Source organism: Enterovibrio sp. QJM3NY_24 (genome assembly GCF_057786035.1).
The window spans coordinates 2,569,936-2,585,935 of the sequence record NZ_CM173519.1 but is presented as its reverse complement, the minus strand read 5'-3'; the positions used below and the strand labels follow the sequence as shown (position 1 = coordinate 2,585,935).

Below are 16,000 nucleotides of genomic sequence, written 5' to 3'. Positions count from 1 at the left end.
ATAACGGCTATAAGTGATCTATGACACGTTTAAACGGTGGCAAAGCATCCAACAGTGCCTTGCCATAGCGGCGGGTAACGACGCGTCGATCTAACAAGACCACTCGACCTGAGTCGTCTTCTTTGCGCAGCAGTCTACCTGCTGATTGTATAAGCTTTTTACTTGCCTCTGGAACTGAAATTTGCAGGAAAGGATTCCCTCCTTTCCGTTCAATGTACTCTGCATGGGCTTCTTCAACGGGCGAGGTGGGCACCGCAAACGGGATCTTTGTGATAATAAGATTTGTCAGTTGATTACCGGGCAGATCCAGGCCTTCTGAAAAGCTGCCTGTACCAAACAGTACGCTCACCTTTCCTTCTTTGCAGCAACGCCGGTGCGCGTCAAGAATGGCCGTGCGTGAAGCTTCTCCCTGAATATGAAGATGCCATCCATTCTTTTTGATCTGGGCGCGCATTTTGTCTGCCACTTGATTCATTTGCCAGTAGGAGGAAAACAGCACGAGACTAGATGTTTGCCCTTCAAGGTATTCCATCAATACGTCAGGAAGCATGTTGGTAAACCCATCCTGCTGTGGCTCATAAGGCAACGATGGAACAACGAGCAATGCGTTTTCTTGGTAGTCGAACGGCGATGGCAGGGCTAAGAAACGTGTGCCATCGTTTTCATCCAACCCGACTTGGCGGCAAAAATAGCTAAACGAATTGAGCGCGCGAAGTGTCGCAGACATTAAGCTCACACCTGCTGCGCGCGACCACAATAGTTGGTCGAGTCGCCAACCGATCTCGAGCGGGGAAACATGCACGACAAGATCATTTTCACGCTCAGGACATTGTTGGATCCAGCGAGCCAGAGGCGCACCTTTGGTGGCGTTGGGTTGTGCCATCAGTGTCCAAACCTTTTCTAGGTTTTCCATCCGTTGCAGGAAGAACGCTGATTCTGCTAGCAGGGGATCGGCAAGTCGGGCACTGATCTCGCCGTCTTTCACTCGCTCGGACACAAGGTCATGCATTTTTGCTTGAGATTGATGAGCTTTTTTGACTGCCTTTTGCAGCTCCTTGGCTTCGTTAACCAGCGATTCAGGCAACTCGCCATCTTCAAAGCGATAGATGCCATCAGCATTAAGTGGCAGCGATTTGAGCATTTCGCGCACTGCACGAAGCCCGGGAATAAGAACTTGGATGCCCGTTTGAAGTGCATCAAGGAATCGGCTGCTACGTTTGATGTCGCCTGCGTTAGCGAGTTTTGATGCGGATTGATTGAGTTTCTCTAACCACGAAGCCGCACCAATTAAACTTGCCGATGCTGCCGAAAAGTCGCGTGCCACAATAGGAAGATGGTGCGCTTCATCTATCATATATAGCGCTTGTTCAGGTTCTGGGAGTATCACGCCACCGCCAAGCTCCAAATCCGCCATAAGGAGGCTGTGATTGGCAACGACCACGTCTGCTTTGTCGAGAAATTCACGCGCCTTTGCAAATGGACAGCCTCGGTGTGCGTGTAAACCGGAGTGGCAAGTGTGCTTGTCTGAGATAATGCTCATCCAGACCGAGTCGGGAATGGTTTTCGGCCATGCGTCTCTATCCCCGTCCCACTTCCCCTTTTTATATGCCTCATACATGTCGTTGACGAGGTCGATATCAGACTTTTTAGGTTTCTTTTCAAAAAGCGCCTGTTGACCATGACCTTCGGCGCTCGCTGCACCGGCGAGTTTTTCTCCACAACAATATCGTTGACGGCCTTTGGCTAAGACGAAGCTGAATTCTTTCGGAATGATCCGTCTGAACAACGGCAAGTCTTTTTCGATGAGCTGCTCTTGCAGGGCAACAGTGGCGGTAGAGATAACGACCTTTTTATTGTTATTCAATGCAAAAGGAATAGAACCCATCAGGTAAGCCATTGACTTCCCGATGCCCGTGCCAGCCTCTGCAACCAGAATTCGACGCTTGGGGTTGTATTCCCCAGCAAGTGTTTTTGCTAACTCTGCAACAAGGTAGTTTTGCGCCTTTCTTGGAACAAAATTCTGCAATTGCGCTTTTAAATTCTCGTAGCTGCAACGTATGTCTTTTTTAACTGATGGACTAAGCATTGAGGGCACATAAAGGTAACGGGAACCGCATTATATCACGGCTTGAGAATGTGAATGAGTTCAAGTATTCGGTCATTTGTTTTTTGTTTTGGGATTCAGATCACGAATATGAGTTGAACTAATATTAGCTATCGCTATGAAAACCATAGTGAATGCCATTCACTGAATACCGGAGTGATTTGCAGAGTATTATGCTGATAATTGTTATTTTATTGCTATTTTAAAGTTTTATATGTCGTGACAATATTGCGAGTAACTTTGCAGATTTTTTACATTTTGACATTAATATTGTGATCTCGCTCGAGGTGATGTATCTATATTGCTGTATTTAAATGATTTTTTGTTTTTTTGATATTGATTTTTTTGGATTTGACAGATTTTAGATTTCTCTGCACTCTAAGTTTCGAAGTTAAAGCGTATTTGTTGCAGGGTTTTTGTGACGCTGTGACAAGTACAAATATAAAAGGGATCCTGGAACAGGAATTCCATTCTAATAAAGAAAAGGCAGTGGATTAACATGAAAAAGACAATTCTAGCTATGGCAGTTCCAGCTCTGTTGGCAGCAGGCGCGGCACAAGCAAGCGTTAACTTGTACGATGCAGACGGCGTTGTAGTGAACATTGCTGGTGCTGCTGAAGTTCAGTACATCAATAAATACAATGCACGCGCTCCTGGCACTGCAGGTAATGCCGACGACAATGACGCTTACCTGCGCATTGATGATGCAGATTTGATCCTTACCACTACTATTGCAGTAACTGACAACCTTGACGCTGTTGCTGGTATGGGCTTCAAATACGAAGCTGATACTGTCGACAATGGTGGTGTTGAGAGTGACGAGCTGTATGTAGGTCTGGGTGGCGATTTCGGTACTTTGACTTTCGGTCGTCAGCTTCTGCTTTCTGATGATGCTGGTAACGGCCATGACTACGAACTTGGCACTGAGCAAATTGACTTTGTTCAAACCCAAGGCGCTCAAGTGGCTAAATGGGTCTACGACAACGGTATGTTCTATGCAGGTGCCAACATTGATTTGGACTCAGAAGTATCAGAAGCAAAAGATGGTCGTCAAATCATCGGTGGTCGCCTAGGTGTTCGTGTTGCAGATCTTGATGCTCGAGTATATTTGTATGACGGTGAAAACCTTCAGTCAAATACATTTTCTGTAGTTGATAAGGATTCAGGTCTTCAAGATGTAAGTGGCTTCAACCTAGAAGTTGACTATGACTTAGGCGACTTTGACGTGTCTGCTAGCTATGGCCGTGTTGAGTACAAAGCAGGCTCTGTTGATACAGCTGGTGCAGCTCAAGCAACTGGTAAAAATGAAGTTGACAAATGGCAGATTTCTGGTGGTTACCAACTAGATGACAACACATCCTTCGGTCTCGGCTACGACAACGTTGATAGTGATGCGTCTGGCAGCTACGAAAAATACAAAGGCAGCAGCATCTATGCTAACGTAACTTACAAATTGGCTACCAATGCGAAAGTATACGCTGAAGTGGGTAGTGCTGATGTCGAAATTGCTGGTGTAGACCAAGATACCGACACTGGTTACTTAGTAGGTATGGAAGTTAAATTCTAAGCACTGCCTAGAGTTATACTTAATTAAGCCGCCTTCTGGGCGGCTTTTTGTTTAGGGAGAACATGTAATGAAGATGTTATTGGTGGGGCTTCTGGCTTTTTCTGGTATTGTGGGAGCGACTGAAATTACGGCAAAAAATGGTGTTGAGTTTCTTGTTGTTAATGGCAAGGATGTAAAGAAACTCGCTGCTGGCACCGACAAAAGTCTGGATTTGGAGCCTGGTCGTCATCAAATAGTTGCGCGTTACGAAGATGAAGTTAAGCGAGGCTCAAAAAACGTTATTTTCACATCAAAACCTTATGTTTTGGATCTGGAAGTTGCTAACGACGACTTAGCATTGGTTGTCCCTCAATTTAAGTTTGAAAGCCAAGCCAATGCTTTTTTTAGAAACCCTGAGTGGGAAGTAGAAACCGTGTCTACGGGCGAAACTAAAATCACCTCAGCAGTACTGATGACGGGCAGTGGTTTTGGTTCTTATAATAATATGGAAAAAGCAGTCGCTGATTTCAACAGACAAAACGGTATCATCATCGAAGGCGGCGAAGCTAAAGATTTAGAAGATGTTTTGGTCAACGTTGACGAAAAAGGCAATGTTGATATCACTGGCGATGCGGGTACACAACTTAAGCTTTGGTATACAAAAGCAACCAACGAAGAAAAGAAAGCATTTAAACGTTGGATGATTGATCAAGACTTTTGATTTAACCGCGTTACGCAGTAAGCATTAGCAAGAGCCTCAATTAAGAGGCTTTTTCGTGATGGTAGTGATTGTGATTACGACACTCTTCGCAACGTAACTCTGCTGGGTCTCGTTGTAAATCGTCTAAAGCAATTTCTTCTTCGCAGTCTGCACAGAGCCCATAGAGACCTGTGTGTATTGCACAAAGTGCCGCATCAATTTTTTCTAAGCGTAAGCCATCAGCATGCAAGGTACTACTTTCTCTCCTGCAAAGTTTAATCAGATGTGCCGTCGGTACGTTGGATACATCTAATCCTGTCAGTTCAATCAGCGCATCTTCCAATCTGCTACGAACGGTTTCTTTCTCATTTACGAGGTTTTTTTGTAGCTGTGCTACGATTTCTATATCAAGCATGGTGATATCTCAGTGCGCGTCATATCCGAAGTAGTCTAGCGAATCACGGTATTCGTGCTCTGATATATATCAAGACAACGCGGATAAACCCTGATGTTTGTCGGTATTTAGCGCGGTGTTAAACGGTTATATTGTCAGCCCAATCAATAGATGTTGAAGTAGAAGGAAGTGAATGATGGATGCTAACTACAAAGACCCGTTTAATGCCGTATATTTTTTGGGAATGGTGGCAGTGGTGTTGATCCCAACATTGCCGGCAACCCTAACGTGGATCGGCATGTTGAGCAGATAATCTGCAAGCAAGGGGGGAGCGTGCAGTTTTCTTTAAAACGATTTCTATTTATCATCCTCGGATGGATATCGGTTGTTTTAGGCGTTATCGGTATATTCCTCCCGCTGTTGCCCACAACCCCTTTTATGTTGCTAGCAAGTGCGTGTTTTATGCGTGGCTCTCCCCGTATTGCAGCTTGGCTGCATCAACACCCCACATTTGGTCCCATCATTTGTAATTGGAATGAGCATCGTGCGATTGATCGAAAAATCAAACGTCGCGCCAATGTCTTCATCGTCCTGAGCTTTTCCCTTTCTGTTGCTGTTGTCCCTGAGCTTTGGCACAAATGTATGCTGATTGTGATGGCGTGCGTACTTTTAACTTGGTTTAATCGTTTGCGCGAAATTGAACCTGTTGCTCACGCCCCTGAAAATACATAACATGGCGGTTTGGTCCCCATTGTCGGGCGGGCGTTAATGCCCAATGTAAAGCACTCACGCAATGGGACACACACACTTCCTGAGTATTACGGAAGCCACTTCTCGTGGTGAGCTATTATGAGCCAAGACAAAATCGCATTTATTAAAGACAGCATCAAAAGCATTCCTGACTATCCAAAAGCAGGTATCATTTTCCGTGACATCACTAGCTTGATGGAAAATGCGCAAGCCTACCAAACCACCATCGCGCTATTGGTTGAGAAGTATCGTGACCAAGGCTTCACTAAAATTGTGGGTACAGAGGCGCGCGGTTTTCTTTTCGGCGCTCCGCTGGCGCTCGAGTTGGGCGTTGGCTTTGTGCCTGTTCGTAAGCCGGGTAAACTGCCACGTGAAGTGATCAGTGAAAGCTACGAGTTGGAGTATGGCGTCGACACGTTAGAAATTCATGTCGATGCGATCCAAGAAGGTGACAAAGTCCTAATGGTCGACGATCTGCTGGCGACTGGCGGCACAATCGAAGCGACCACTAAGCTGATTCGTCGTTTAGGTGGCGAAGTCGCTCACGCCGCTTTCATTATTAACTTGCCAGAGATTGGCGGTGAAACGCGCCTTGAAGCACTCGGCCTTGATGTTTACAGCCTGTGTGAATTCGACGGTCACTAATTGCCCAATTGAACGGTTATTGATGGAGGAGCGTGATCGTCAGGATCGCGCTCTTTTTGTGTCTGTGCTACGATTGCCGAAGTTTATCACCAGAATTTATAACGCATGAGTTATCAGGTATTAGCCCGAAAATGGCGTCCGCATCAGTTTCGCGATGTGGTCGGCCAGTCACACGTTCTGACCGCGTTAGCTAACGCGCTAGATCACAACCGATTGCATCACGCCTACTTGTTCAGTGGTACCCGAGGCGTGGGGAAAACAACCATTGCTCGTATCTTTGCCAAGGGCTTGAACTGCGAACAAGGTGTCACATCAACGCCGTGTGGTGTGTGTTCAACGTGTCAGGAAATCGATCAAGGTCGATTCGTTGATCTGATGGAGATCGATGCCGCGTCCCGTACTAAGGTTGAAGATACCCGTGACTTGCTTGATAACGTGCAATACAAGCCGGCACGTGGGCGATACAAAGTCTACTTGATTGATGAAGTGCATATGCTGTCAAGACACAGCTTTAATGCCTTACTCAAAACGCTGGAAGAGCCGCCCGAATACGTTAAATTCCTGTTGGCGACCACCGATCCTCAAAAGCTGCCTGTCACGATACTTTCTCGCTGTCTTCAGTTTCACCTGAAGCACCTAGATGCGACCCAAATTAAAGATCAGCTCACGTATGTACTTGAGCAAGAAGCAGTCCCTTCTGAGATTCGTGCATTATCCCTGATCGCGCGTGCGGCTGAAGGCAGTATGCGTGATGCGCTGTCGCTGACCGATCAAGCCATAGCGCTTGGCAATGGTTCAGTCTCTGAACTGCAAGTTACCGAAATGCTCGGTACGTTGAGTACAGACCAAGCGATTTTGTTGCTAGAAGCACTGGCTGAAGGCCATGCCGATCATGTCATGCAGTGTTTGACCCATCTTGCTGAAGTCGGCGTTGAATGGGACGGACTGTTAAAAGAAATCGCGTCGCAGCTTCATCGTGTCGCCATGGCGCAGGCATTGCCTGAATCGGTTGATGCTTCTTCGCCTGATGCTGAACGCGTTTTGTCTTTGGCGCGCACATTGTCGCCACAAGACGTTCAGCTGTTTTATCAAATTACGCTTCAAGGGCGTCAAGATTTGCCGTATGCACCGGACGGTCGTGCTGGATTGGAAATGGTGTTACTGCGTCTGTTGGCCTTTAGACCTGTGACGTCGTCTCAATTCGAACCTGCATCGATTGCCGTTCCATCGGTAGAACCCGCTGCAATAACAGCCGAGAGCTCACCTGCGCAAGCTGCAAGCTCTGTCGCGCAAGACAGACTCGCCTCGTTGAAAGCGCAAGTGGCTTCAAGCCGAGTGCCTCAGCCACATGTGGAAGTGCCTCCTGCACCTCAGGCCGTCTCACCAACCATTGCTCCTGCGGCGATGCCATCGACGTCTGTGCCTGCGGTAGCACCTTCTCAGGCTGCGCCGCAAAAGTCTGTGCCTGTTGCGCAGCCGCAATATGATGAAGACCCACAGTTGTCTTCACACATGGCGGCCATGGAGCAAGATGCGCAGCGTGAATATGAGCAAGATGGGCATATTGAACCTGAATCATCAGCGCCCCAAATGCCTGTTCAGACGGGAAGCACGAATACAGCGACGTCGACTTCTGGATCACAAGGCGGTTCATCCGCGGGAAGCTTATTGGCTGCACGTAATATGTTGAGAAGCAGAGTACGTCAGCAAGAGGGCCAATCGCCAAAAAAGGGTAAAACGGTATCGGCTGGCAGCGAATCGCTGTCAGTGATGGAGAGGATCGCGGCAAAGCATAAACCTGCCGATCCGGCAAAATTCCAAGCTGCGTCGATGCCGACAGCTGAAGTGAATATTGGTGATGACGCTTATCGTTGGAAGCCAACATTCGCAGCGCCCGCGCCTCAAATAGCCGTGATTACACCAGAGAAAATAAAGAAAGCGTTAGCGCATGAACGTACGCCAGAAATGCGTGAAAAGCTTGAGGTGGAATCCATAGAACAAGATCCGTGGAGTCAAATAGCCAGTGCGTTGAACATTCCGCGTCTTGTTAAGCAAATGGCACTCAATGCTGCGATGGAGCAAGACGGACAGCAGATCCACTTGTTTCTTCGCGCGGAACAAGGCCATCTAAATACAGAACCTGCGCAAGCGGTGCTTGTTGAAGCATTGAGCCAACAGCTTGGCTTTGCCGTCACTCTCTCTGTCGAGTTGAGTGAAAAGGGTACGACACCACTGGAATGGCGAGACAAGCTTTACACTGAAAAACTGGCTCAGGCGAGTCAAAACCTGAGTGATGATCCACATGTTCGCTTTATTTGTCAGCGGTTTTCTGCAGAAATAGATGAAGAGAGCATTCGACCTATATAAACCACCTAAGAGGCTATTTACTTTTCGAAATTGAATTTTTAGCGGTATACGCTTTATGATTGGCCACAATGAACTAAGTTGAGGCCACATTGAGTGTCGACCTCAAGGTAAATAGCTCCATCAAAAAGAGAGAGAATTATGTTTGGTAAAGGCGGAATGGGCAACCTGATGAAGCAAGCGCAGCAGATGCAAGAGCGCATGCAGAAGATGCAGGAAGAAATTGCAAACATGGAAGTGACCGGTGAAGCAGGCGCAAACGTATAGTGAAAATCACCATCACGGGCAGCCATAGTGTTCGTCGTGTCGAAATCGATGAAAGTTTGATGGAAGACGACAAAGACATGCTGGAAGATTTGATTGCTGCGGCATTCAACGATGCGGCGCGTCGTGTTGAAGAAGCACAAAAAGATAAAATGGGCGATGTGACTGGCGGTATGCAGATGCCACCAGGCTTTAAAATGCCATTCTAACGGAATTCGTTAATTAATTATGCGTACAAGCCAACTGCTTGAACAATTGATGGAAGCGTTACGTTGTCTGCCGGGTGTAGGCCCGAAGTCGGCACAGCGTATGGCTTTTCATCTTCTTCAACGCAATCGTCAAGGTGGCATTAGGCTATCTGAAGCGCTGCAATCGGCAATGATAGATATTGGTCATTGCGTTAAATGCCGAACCTTCACTGAGGAAGAGGAATGTGCGATTTGTGCCAATCCTCGTCGTCAGGAAAATGGGCAGATTTGCGTGGTAGAAAGCCCCGCAGATATTGCAGCCATTGAAGCGACGGGGCAATATTCTGGTCGCTACTTTGTGCTGATGGGTCACCTATCACCTCTCGATGGGATTGGGCCGACAGACATTGGTTTGGATGTGTTGGAACGACGCCTTGCCACTGAGTCTATTTCTGAGCTGATTTTGGCGACGAATCCGACGGTTGAAGGCGAAGCTACTGCGCATTACATCAGCGAGTTATGCGTTGAACATAGTGTGATAGCGAGTCGTATTGCCCATGGCGTTCCCATGGGAGGTGAGCTAGAACTGGTGGACGGTACAACCTTGTCCCATTCCATCATTGGCCGGCACCGATTAGGTTAATGATTTGTTTGAATAGATAAAGGCCGAGAGATCGGCCTTTATTTTTTTACGCTATTGATGACTTTATTGATGTGAAATAAACGCTTTTGTTGAAACGGTTTCACCATCAAGGGTTATCGCAGTGAATGTAACGGACTTCGGTCGTTGGCTGTCCACGGAAACAAACACTCGACCACGATCGTTAGTGACAAATTGATTATTGATGCTTGCACCAACGATAGGCTCACCAGCTTGGGTTAGCTTAACCCAGGCGCCATCGTTTATTGGTGTGACGTCAATATCTAACTGATGTGATGGCATTGCCATTGCGATAGAAGAGCTGAAAATCATACTCAAAGCAAGAATTGTGGTTTTCATAATAATATCTCCTGTCAAAATTGCTGTATCAGCAATGTCTACACAATAAGAACAATCAGAAAGGATCACAACAGAGTTATTTGCTCTAATCGGTCTAAAAATTGGTGCAAGATTCTTTTGTTTTTCCGGTCAAACCTGATGGCTTCTGAGTAACTTTCAATAAAGCGAAAAACAAAAAAAACGCCAGCAATGCTGACGTTTTTATAAAATGGATTCGAAAAAGAAACAGAGAGGGCTAGGCTAACTTTGATTGTATAAAATCATCGAACCATGATTCAAACTTGTCAGAAGTAATGAACCGTCGCCCAAGACATCGATACGTCGAACTTTCTCTGCACCGAGTCGATAGAAGGTGCGCACCAGTGCAAGGTCTTCTTCAGACAACTCTGTGGTGTCGCCTGTTGTCACGTCTTTGATTTGACCCAGTTTCAGTTTTAAATAGCCGCCGCTGACTTCCCACTCGCCCGATTCGGAAACAGACATCACTACCTGAATATTTTCGGTTTCATTTTTCAGTATGATCTGCGTATCTCGAGAGTAGGTATTGTCCGGCAAGAACACCATACTGCTATGTTGTTCTGTGGTTGTTAGGCCAGTGACATCTCTGTACGCTGACTCTTCAATATAGTTAATGGTTTTAGAGTTCCAATGCTTGGTAAGCAACAGATTAGCGATACGGAAATCTTCACCCAGGTATACCCAGCCGCTGCCAACAATCGAGAGCAGTAGCAAAACAAAAGGGCCGAAGCGCTTAAGTTGATCCCTTCTGCGCGGTGCGTTCATTAACGGCATAGCGTATGACTCTCCTCATGGCTCGTCAGCAGAACATAGGTGAGGTTTTCATCTGCATCTTTTTCGCTGTGAATGTAATTCAATGATATTTGGCTATCTTGCCCACCAGTCACAATCACTTCTTCTAATTCGCGATCCTGACCATAGTAACTGATGTACTTAGCGACACATCGTTCAACCATAGGTTGCCACTGACTAATACGCGCATTGGTCACTGGGATATAGACGGGTATGTTTTGTACGGTGAGTATTTCACGAAATGCTTCAGACTTTGGCGTCGAGTAAACGTGAAATGCGATGGGTACCAGTAGCGCCAAAATAAAGGCAGTCCAAGAACTCAGGGGAGTTTTGATTTTTTTAACAACGTTTGGCTGAGCGAATACGTCAGCAACTATGGGTTCTGGAGCCACAGACGCGTCGTGTTGCTCGCTGACTTTAATATCGTCTTCTTGAATCTCTGTAATCTCACCGGATGTCACTTCTGGCTCGGATTCTTGGTTTGTCACCTCAACGGTATGTGGCAGATCTACCGCTTGGTCGTTATACGCTTCAACGGAGCAAATAACTTGGTAGCCGCGTTTAGGCACGGTTTTGACCACTAGCGGGTGCTTTGTCGAATCTTTTAACGCTTTTCGCAGTGTGGAAATAGATTGGGTTAGGCTGGAGTCGTCGACTTCAAAACCTTGTTTACGCCAAACATAGTCATGAATGCGATTACGCGTAACGATAGCGTGAGGTTCCTCGATAAGAACCATAAGTACCCGGCACTCGTTACTGCCCAGCCTGACGAGGTCATCATTTTCATGGAGATCGACCAACGAGCTTTCGCTAGGAGAAAAGACAAAACGCTCTCCCAGAAGGTAACGGTTCGATTTAATTAACATCCGATATATTAACCTGCGCGTATTTTGAGCGATTTTAGATGAAAACCACTGAATTTGGACGGGATTGAGAAGGATTATACTCGAATTGCGAAAAAGACCTCAAGAAATCAAAAAATGAAATTTAGACCTTGAAAAGCAACATTACGGCCTTATCTAAAGAGGGTACTTAACTGAACCACATTTGTTTGGAGTTATAATGAGCGATCAAGCCACTCTACATAATAAGGAAACACGAGGTTTCCAATCTGAAGTGAAGCAGCTGCTACACCTCATGATTCACTCTCTTTATTCCAACAAAGAGATCTTTTTACGTGAATTGATCTCAAACGCGTCTGATGCGGCAGATAAATTACGCTTTAAAGCGCTGTCTGATTCTGCACTGTATGAAAATGAAGGCGACTTACGTGTGCGCCTGAGTGTTGATAAAGAAGCAGGAACCCTGACCATTGATGACAATGGTATCGGCATGACTCGTGAAGAAGTGATCGAGAACTTGGGGACGATTGCAAAATCAGGTACCGCCGATTTCTTCAAACAACTTTCAGATGATCAAACCAAAGATAGCCAACTTATCGGCCAATTTGGTGTGGGTTTCTATTCTGCGTTCATCGTGGCGGACAAAGTGACTGTCACTACCCGCGCTGCAGGCACTGACCATGCGAATGCGACCCTTTGGGAATCTGCTGGCGAAGGTGACTACACCATTGAGGGCATTGAGAAAACAACCCGTGGTACGTCAATCACCCTGCACCTTCGTGAAGATGACAAAGAATACTTAGATGAATGGCGTCTTCGTGAAGTGATTGGTAAATATTCTGATCACATTGGTATTTCGGTTGAAATGTGGACCAAAGAACGCGACGAAGAAGGCAACGAAAAAGGCAACGAAAAAGACGAAGGTAAGTGGGAGCAAATTAACAAAGCGCAGGCGCTTTGGACCCGCTCAAAATCTGATATCAGTGACGAAGAATATCAAGAATTCTATAAACACCTCTCCCACGATTTTGCGGACCCACTGCTTTGGAGCCACAACCGTGTAGAAGGTAAGAATGATTACACTAGCTTGCTGTACGTGCCTTCAAAAGCACCATGGGACATGTTCAACCGTGATCACAAACACGGCCTGAAATTATATGTCCAGCGCGTGTTCATTATGGATGATGCCGCGCAGTTTATGCCGAACTACCTGCGTTTCATTCGTGGTCTGATTGATTCAAATGATCTGCCTTTGAACGTGTCACGTGAAATTCTGCAAGATAACAAAGTGACGCAAACGCTGCGCAATGCCTGTACCAAGCGTGTTTTAACCATGCTGGAACGTATGGCAAATAACGACGCTGAAAAATATCAAAGCTTCTGGAAAGAGTTTGGCTTGGTATTAAAAGAAGGCCCTGCGGAAGACTTCTCAAACCGTGAGAAAATTGCGGGTCTGCTGCGTGTCGCATCAACGCACACTGACAGCAGTGAGCAAACTGTGTCACTGGCTGACTACGTTTCACGCATGAAAGAAGAACAAGATAAAATCTATTTCTTGACGGCAGATAGCTATCAAGCGGCTAAAAACAGCCCGCACCTTGAGCAGTTCAAAGCGAAAGGTATTGAAGTGGTTCTGATGTATGACCGTATCGACGAATGGCTAATGAGTTATTTGCCAGAGTTTGACGGTAAGCAGTTCCAGGCCATCACGAAAGCGGATCTGGATCTGAGCAAGTTTGACGATGATGCCGAGAAAGAAAAACGTGAAGAAACCCAAAAAGCGTTTGAATCTGTGGTCGAGCGTGCGAAAGCTTACTTGGGTGATCGAGTGAAAGAAGTACGCACGACCTTCAAGCTGTCAGGAACACCAGCAGTGGTGGTGACGGATGAGTTTGAAATGGGCACACAGATGGCAAAACTACTGGCAGCAGCGGGTCAGCAAGCGCCAGAAGTGAAGTACATCTTCGAATTGAACCCAGAGCATGCGTTAATCAAACAAATGGCTGATGAAGCCGACGAGGCGGTATTTGGTCGTTGGGTGGAAATGCTGTTGGGACAAGCCATGCTCGCAGAGCGCGGTTCAATGGAAGATCCGTCACAGTTCTTGACTGCAGTTAACCAACTCTTGACTAAAGGCTAATTGCATTCAGGTAACGAATAGATAAACATCAATATACGCCCAGCATGAAACGCTGGGCTTATTTATGTCATATACCTAAACGCCCTCATTGAGACATAAAAATCGAATTTTTTATCGGGCAAGTCAGCACGAATTTTAGTGCAAAGAACGTGTAACGGGAAACCGTTCGAAACGTGCTCTAGCGTGCTAAAACTCAGGACGTGAGGTTGTTTAGGTATCAATAACCGTGTATGTTTCAGGTTTTTGCGAAACTCCAAAGTAAAGAAAGGGGATAACTATGCGCATCATTCTTCTGGGCGCTCCAGGTGCAGGTAAAGGTACTCAAGCGCAATTCATCATGGAAAAATATGGTATTCCACAAATTTCCACTGGTGACATGCTGCGTGCTGCAATAAAAGCAGGCACTGAAATGGGCAAACAGGCGAAAGCGGTTATCGACGCAGGTCAATTGGTATCTGACGATATCATTCTGGGTCTGGTAAAAGAGCGCATCGCACAGGAAGATTGTGCGAAAGGCTTCCTGTTGGATGGCTTCCCACGCACGATTCCTCAGGCGGATGACCTGAAAGAAGTCGGTGTAAATGTGGATTACGTTTTGGAGTTCGACGTTGCTGATAGCGTTATCGTTGAACGCATGAGCGGTCGTCGTGCCCACCTGGCTTCTGGTCGTACTTACCATGTCGTTTACAATCCATCAAAAGTGGAAGGTAAGGATGACATCACGGGTGAAGATCTGGTTGTTCGCGATGACGACAAAGAAGAAACCGTTCTGGCACGTCTTGGCGTATACCATGAGCAAACTTCTCCACTGATTGCTTATTACCAAAAAGAAGCTGAAGCAGGTAACACTCAATACCTGAAGTTCGATGGAACACTGCAAGTTTCTGACGTGAGCGAAGCGATCGAAAAAGCACTAGGTTAATTCCTTTTTTCGATGCAAAAAGGGCAATCTTATGATTGCCCTTTTTTGATCGCTTTAATGAATGAAGCAGTATTGGACTCATGTTCTATGTTCCTCTATTCCCAAACTTCTCAAGGTTACTGGATACAAAAAGAGTCTTTAGTTAACGCTTTGCCTTTAAGACGAAACCCGCTAATCTCGATGAAGATGAATTTTGGGTCAGTGTATTGATAACGCTCTGTTTAAGCAGGTTGAAATGGAAAATAACGAAAACAATGTAGGGGTTCTGCTGGTTAATCTTGGAACGCCAGAAGCGCCAACCGCCAAAGCAGTTAGCGCATTTTTAAGTGAGTTTTTGCACGATCAGCGAGTGGTTGATATGACTCGCTGGCTCTGGTGCCCGTTGTTACACGGTATTATTCTTCCTGTGCGCTCGCCGAAAGTGGCAAAGCTGTATCAAAGCGTATGGATGGATGAGGGCTCACCGTTAATGGTGCACTCAAAGCGTCAGCAAGCGGCGCTAGAGCAAATTCTGGATATCCCCGTTGAGATTGGCATGACATACGGGTCGCCAAGCATAGCGTCTGCAGTGAGCGCTTTGAAGGGCAAAGGTTGTAACAAGATTTTGGTGTTACCTTTGTACCCTCAATATTCACGCACTACCACGGCGGCGGTGTTTGATAAGCTGGCCAAATCGTTAAAGGACCAACCTGTCTTGCCTGAGTTTCGGTTTATTAATCACTACTACAGTGAGGACAGCTACATTGATGCCTTGGCTCAATCGGTCGAAGCGCAGTGGGCTGCGAATGGAAAGCCTGACATGTTGGTGTGTTCTTATCATGGTATTCCTAAACGTTATGCGGATAACGGTGACCCATATCGTGAGCATTGCCTAGCGACCACGGAAAAGCTAATTGCACGTCTCGATACCGATGTCGCGATAAAAACCACTTTTCAATCACGTTTTGGTCGCGAAGAGTGGCTACAGCCATATACCGACAAAACATTGGAGCAATTGCCAAAGGAAGGGGTTAAACGCCTCGACATCATTTCTCCTGCATTTTCGGTCGATTGCCTAGAGACGTTGGAAGAAATCTCTGATCAATGCCACGAGACGTTTATGGAAGCGGGCGGGGAAGTCTTTAACTTTATTCCTTGCCTAAATGATTCTCCCGCGCATATTGCCATGATGAAACAGTTGGTTGAGCGTCATACCCAAAATTGGTAGCCCCAGTTCCCACCTGATTGCGTTTTGATGTTATACCCGAGCATATGATCTGTGCTCGGGTATATTTGTAATTCGGATATTCCACCCTCAAAAATCTGTGATAGAATTCTCATTTTCGCCCCTA

14 protein-coding genes and 1 pseudogene are annotated in these 16,000 nt (G+C 46.3%); 10 read left to right on the top strand and 5 right to left on the bottom strand.

The window, feature by feature from the left end:
- Window positions 1–7: 7 nt before the first annotated feature.
- Window positions 8–2,086: an ATP-dependent DNA helicase DinG gene (gene dinG / locus AC3CIC_RS11340; RefSeq protein WP_016961036.1), complete on the bottom strand. Its 2,079-nt coding sequence runs from the start codon at window positions 2,084–2,086 to the stop codon at window positions 8–10.
- Between the two features lie 517 nt (window positions 2,087–2,603).
- Here dinG and AC3CIC_RS11335 point away from each other — a divergent pair.
- Both AC3CIC_RS11335 and AC3CIC_RS11330 read left to right on the top strand, forming a co-directional pair.
- Window positions 2,604–3,671, top strand: a complete 1,068-nt coding sequence (locus AC3CIC_RS11335; RefSeq protein WP_488514648.1) for a porin — start codon at window positions 2,604–2,606, stop codon at window positions 3,669–3,671.
- Window positions 3,672–3,738: 67 nt separating this feature from the next.
- A complete protein-coding gene (locus AC3CIC_RS11330) occupies window positions 3,739–4,371 on the top strand; it encodes a YccT family protein (protein WP_488514647.1) in 633 nt (210 codons plus the stop codon).
- A gap of 40 nt (window positions 4,372–4,411) precedes the next feature.
- Here AC3CIC_RS11330 and AC3CIC_RS11325 read toward each other — a convergent pair whose 3' ends face one another.
- Window positions 4,412–4,765, bottom strand: a complete 354-nt coding sequence (locus AC3CIC_RS11325; RefSeq protein WP_016961041.1) for a TraR/DksA family transcriptional regulator — start codon at window positions 4,763–4,765, stop codon at window positions 4,412–4,414.
- A gap of 312 nt (window positions 4,766–5,077) precedes the next feature.
- Here AC3CIC_RS11325 and AC3CIC_RS11320 point away from each other — a divergent pair, with 312 nt between their 5' ends.
- The 5 genes and pseudogenes from AC3CIC_RS11320 (at window position 5,078) to recR (ending at window position 9,598) form a co-directional block, all read left to right on the top strand.
- Window positions 5,078–5,476 (top strand): YbaN family protein, encoded by a 399-nt coding sequence (locus AC3CIC_RS11320; protein ID WP_017004283.1) that lies wholly within the window; start codon window positions 5,078–5,080, stop codon window positions 5,474–5,476.
- Between the two features lie 117 nt (window positions 5,477–5,593).
- Window positions 5,594–6,139 (top strand): adenine phosphoribosyltransferase, encoded by a 546-nt coding sequence (gene apt, locus AC3CIC_RS11315; RefSeq protein ID WP_016961046.1) that lies wholly within the window; start codon window positions 5,594–5,596, stop codon window positions 6,137–6,139.
- A 105-nt stretch (window positions 6,140–6,244) separates the two neighbouring features.
- A complete protein-coding gene (gene dnaX / locus AC3CIC_RS11310; RefSeq protein ID WP_488514646.1) occupies window positions 6,245–8,506 on the top strand; it encodes a DNA polymerase III subunit gamma/tau in 2,262 nt (753 codons plus the stop codon).
- Window positions 8,507–8,644: 138 nt separating this feature from the next.
- A pseudogene (locus AC3CIC_RS11305) lies at window positions 8,645–8,976 on the top strand (YbaB/EbfC family nucleoid-associated protein).
- A 19-nt stretch (window positions 8,977–8,995) separates the two neighbouring features.
- Window positions 8,996–9,598 (top strand): recombination mediator RecR, encoded by a 603-nt coding sequence (gene recR / locus AC3CIC_RS11300; protein WP_016961049.1) that lies wholly within the window; start codon window positions 8,996–8,998, stop codon window positions 9,596–9,598.
- A 63-nt stretch (window positions 9,599–9,661) separates the two neighbouring features.
- Here recR and AC3CIC_RS11295 read toward each other — a convergent pair whose 3' ends face one another.
- The 3 genes from AC3CIC_RS11295 to AC3CIC_RS11285 form a co-directional block, all read right to left on the bottom strand.
- Window positions 9,662–9,955 (bottom strand): hypothetical protein, encoded by a 294-nt coding sequence (locus AC3CIC_RS11295; protein ID WP_488514645.1) that lies wholly within the window; start codon window positions 9,953–9,955, stop codon window positions 9,662–9,664.
- Window positions 9,956–10,195: 240 nt separating this feature from the next.
- On the bottom strand, window positions 10,196–10,747 hold the full coding sequence (locus AC3CIC_RS11290) for a regulatory protein ToxS (RefSeq protein ID WP_394210550.1): 552 nt from the start codon (window positions 10,745–10,747) through the stop codon (window positions 10,196–10,198).
- Window positions 10,738–11,631, bottom strand: coding sequence for a transcriptional regulator (locus tag AC3CIC_RS11285; protein WP_394210548.1), 894 nt, complete (start codon window positions 11,629–11,631; stop codon window positions 10,738–10,740). The genes AC3CIC_RS11290 and AC3CIC_RS11285 overlap by 10 nt, the downstream gene beginning before the upstream one ends.
- Window positions 11,632–11,827: 196 nt before the next feature.
- On the opposite strand from AC3CIC_RS11285, the gene htpG reads away from it, so the two are divergent.
- The 3 genes from htpG to hemH all read left to right on the top strand — a co-directional run bounded on the left by htpG (window position 11,828) and on the right by hemH (window position 15,876).
- Window positions 11,828–13,747, top strand: coding sequence for a molecular chaperone HtpG (gene htpG, locus AC3CIC_RS11280; protein ID WP_488514644.1), 1,920 nt, complete (start codon window positions 11,828–11,830; stop codon window positions 13,745–13,747).
- A gap of 277 nt (window positions 13,748–14,024) precedes the next feature.
- Window positions 14,025–14,669 (top strand): adenylate kinase, encoded by a 645-nt coding sequence (gene adk, locus AC3CIC_RS11275; protein WP_488514643.1) that lies wholly within the window; start codon window positions 14,025–14,027, stop codon window positions 14,667–14,669.
- Window positions 14,670–14,904: 235 nt separating this feature from the next.
- Window positions 14,905–15,876, top strand: coding sequence for a ferrochelatase (gene hemH, locus AC3CIC_RS11270; protein ID WP_394210546.1), 972 nt, complete (start codon window positions 14,905–14,907; stop codon window positions 15,874–15,876).
- Window positions 15,877–16,000 lie beyond the last annotated feature (124 nt).

Excerpts from the sequence above, each read along its gene's own strand:
- dinG (WP_016961036.1), bottom strand. The coding sequence starts at position 2,086 with ATGCTTAGTCCATCAGTTAAAAAAGACATACGTTGCAGCTACGAGAAT.
- AC3CIC_RS11335 (WP_488514648.1), top strand. The coding sequence starts at position 2,604 with ATGAAAAAGACAATTCTAGCTATGGCAGTTCCAGCTCTGTTGGCAGCA.
- AC3CIC_RS11330 (WP_488514647.1), top strand. The coding sequence starts at position 3,739 with ATGAAGATGTTATTGGTGGGGCTTCTGGCTTTTTCTGGTATTGTGGGA.
- AC3CIC_RS11325 (WP_016961041.1), bottom strand. The coding sequence starts at position 4,765 with ATGCTTGATATAGAAATCGTAGCACAGCTACAAAAAAACCTCGTAAAT.
- apt (WP_016961046.1), top strand. The coding sequence starts at position 5,594 with ATGAGCCAAGACAAAATCGCATTTATTAAAGACAGCATCAAAAGCATT.
- dnaX (WP_488514646.1), top strand. The coding sequence starts at position 6,245 with ATGAGTTATCAGGTATTAGCCCGAAAATGGCGTCCGCATCAGTTTCGC.
- recR (WP_016961049.1), top strand. The coding sequence starts at position 8,996 with ATGCGTACAAGCCAACTGCTTGAACAATTGATGGAAGCGTTACGTTGT.
- AC3CIC_RS11295 (WP_488514645.1), bottom strand. The coding sequence starts at position 9,955 with ATGAAAACCACAATTCTTGCTTTGAGTATGATTTTCAGCTCTTCTATC.
- AC3CIC_RS11290 (WP_394210550.1), bottom strand. The coding sequence starts at position 10,747 with ATGCCGTTAATGAACGCACCGCGCAGAAGGGATCAACTTAAGCGCTTC.
- AC3CIC_RS11285 (WP_394210548.1), bottom strand. The coding sequence starts at position 11,631 with ATGTTAATTAAATCGAACCGTTACCTTCTGGGAGAGCGTTTTGTCTTT.
- htpG (WP_488514644.1), top strand. The coding sequence starts at position 11,828 with ATGAGCGATCAAGCCACTCTACATAATAAGGAAACACGAGGTTTCCAA.
- adk (WP_488514643.1), top strand. The coding sequence starts at position 14,025 with ATGCGCATCATTCTTCTGGGCGCTCCAGGTGCAGGTAAAGGTACTCAA.
- hemH (WP_394210546.1), top strand. The coding sequence starts at position 14,905 with ATGGAAAATAACGAAAACAATGTAGGGGTTCTGCTGGTTAATCTTGGA.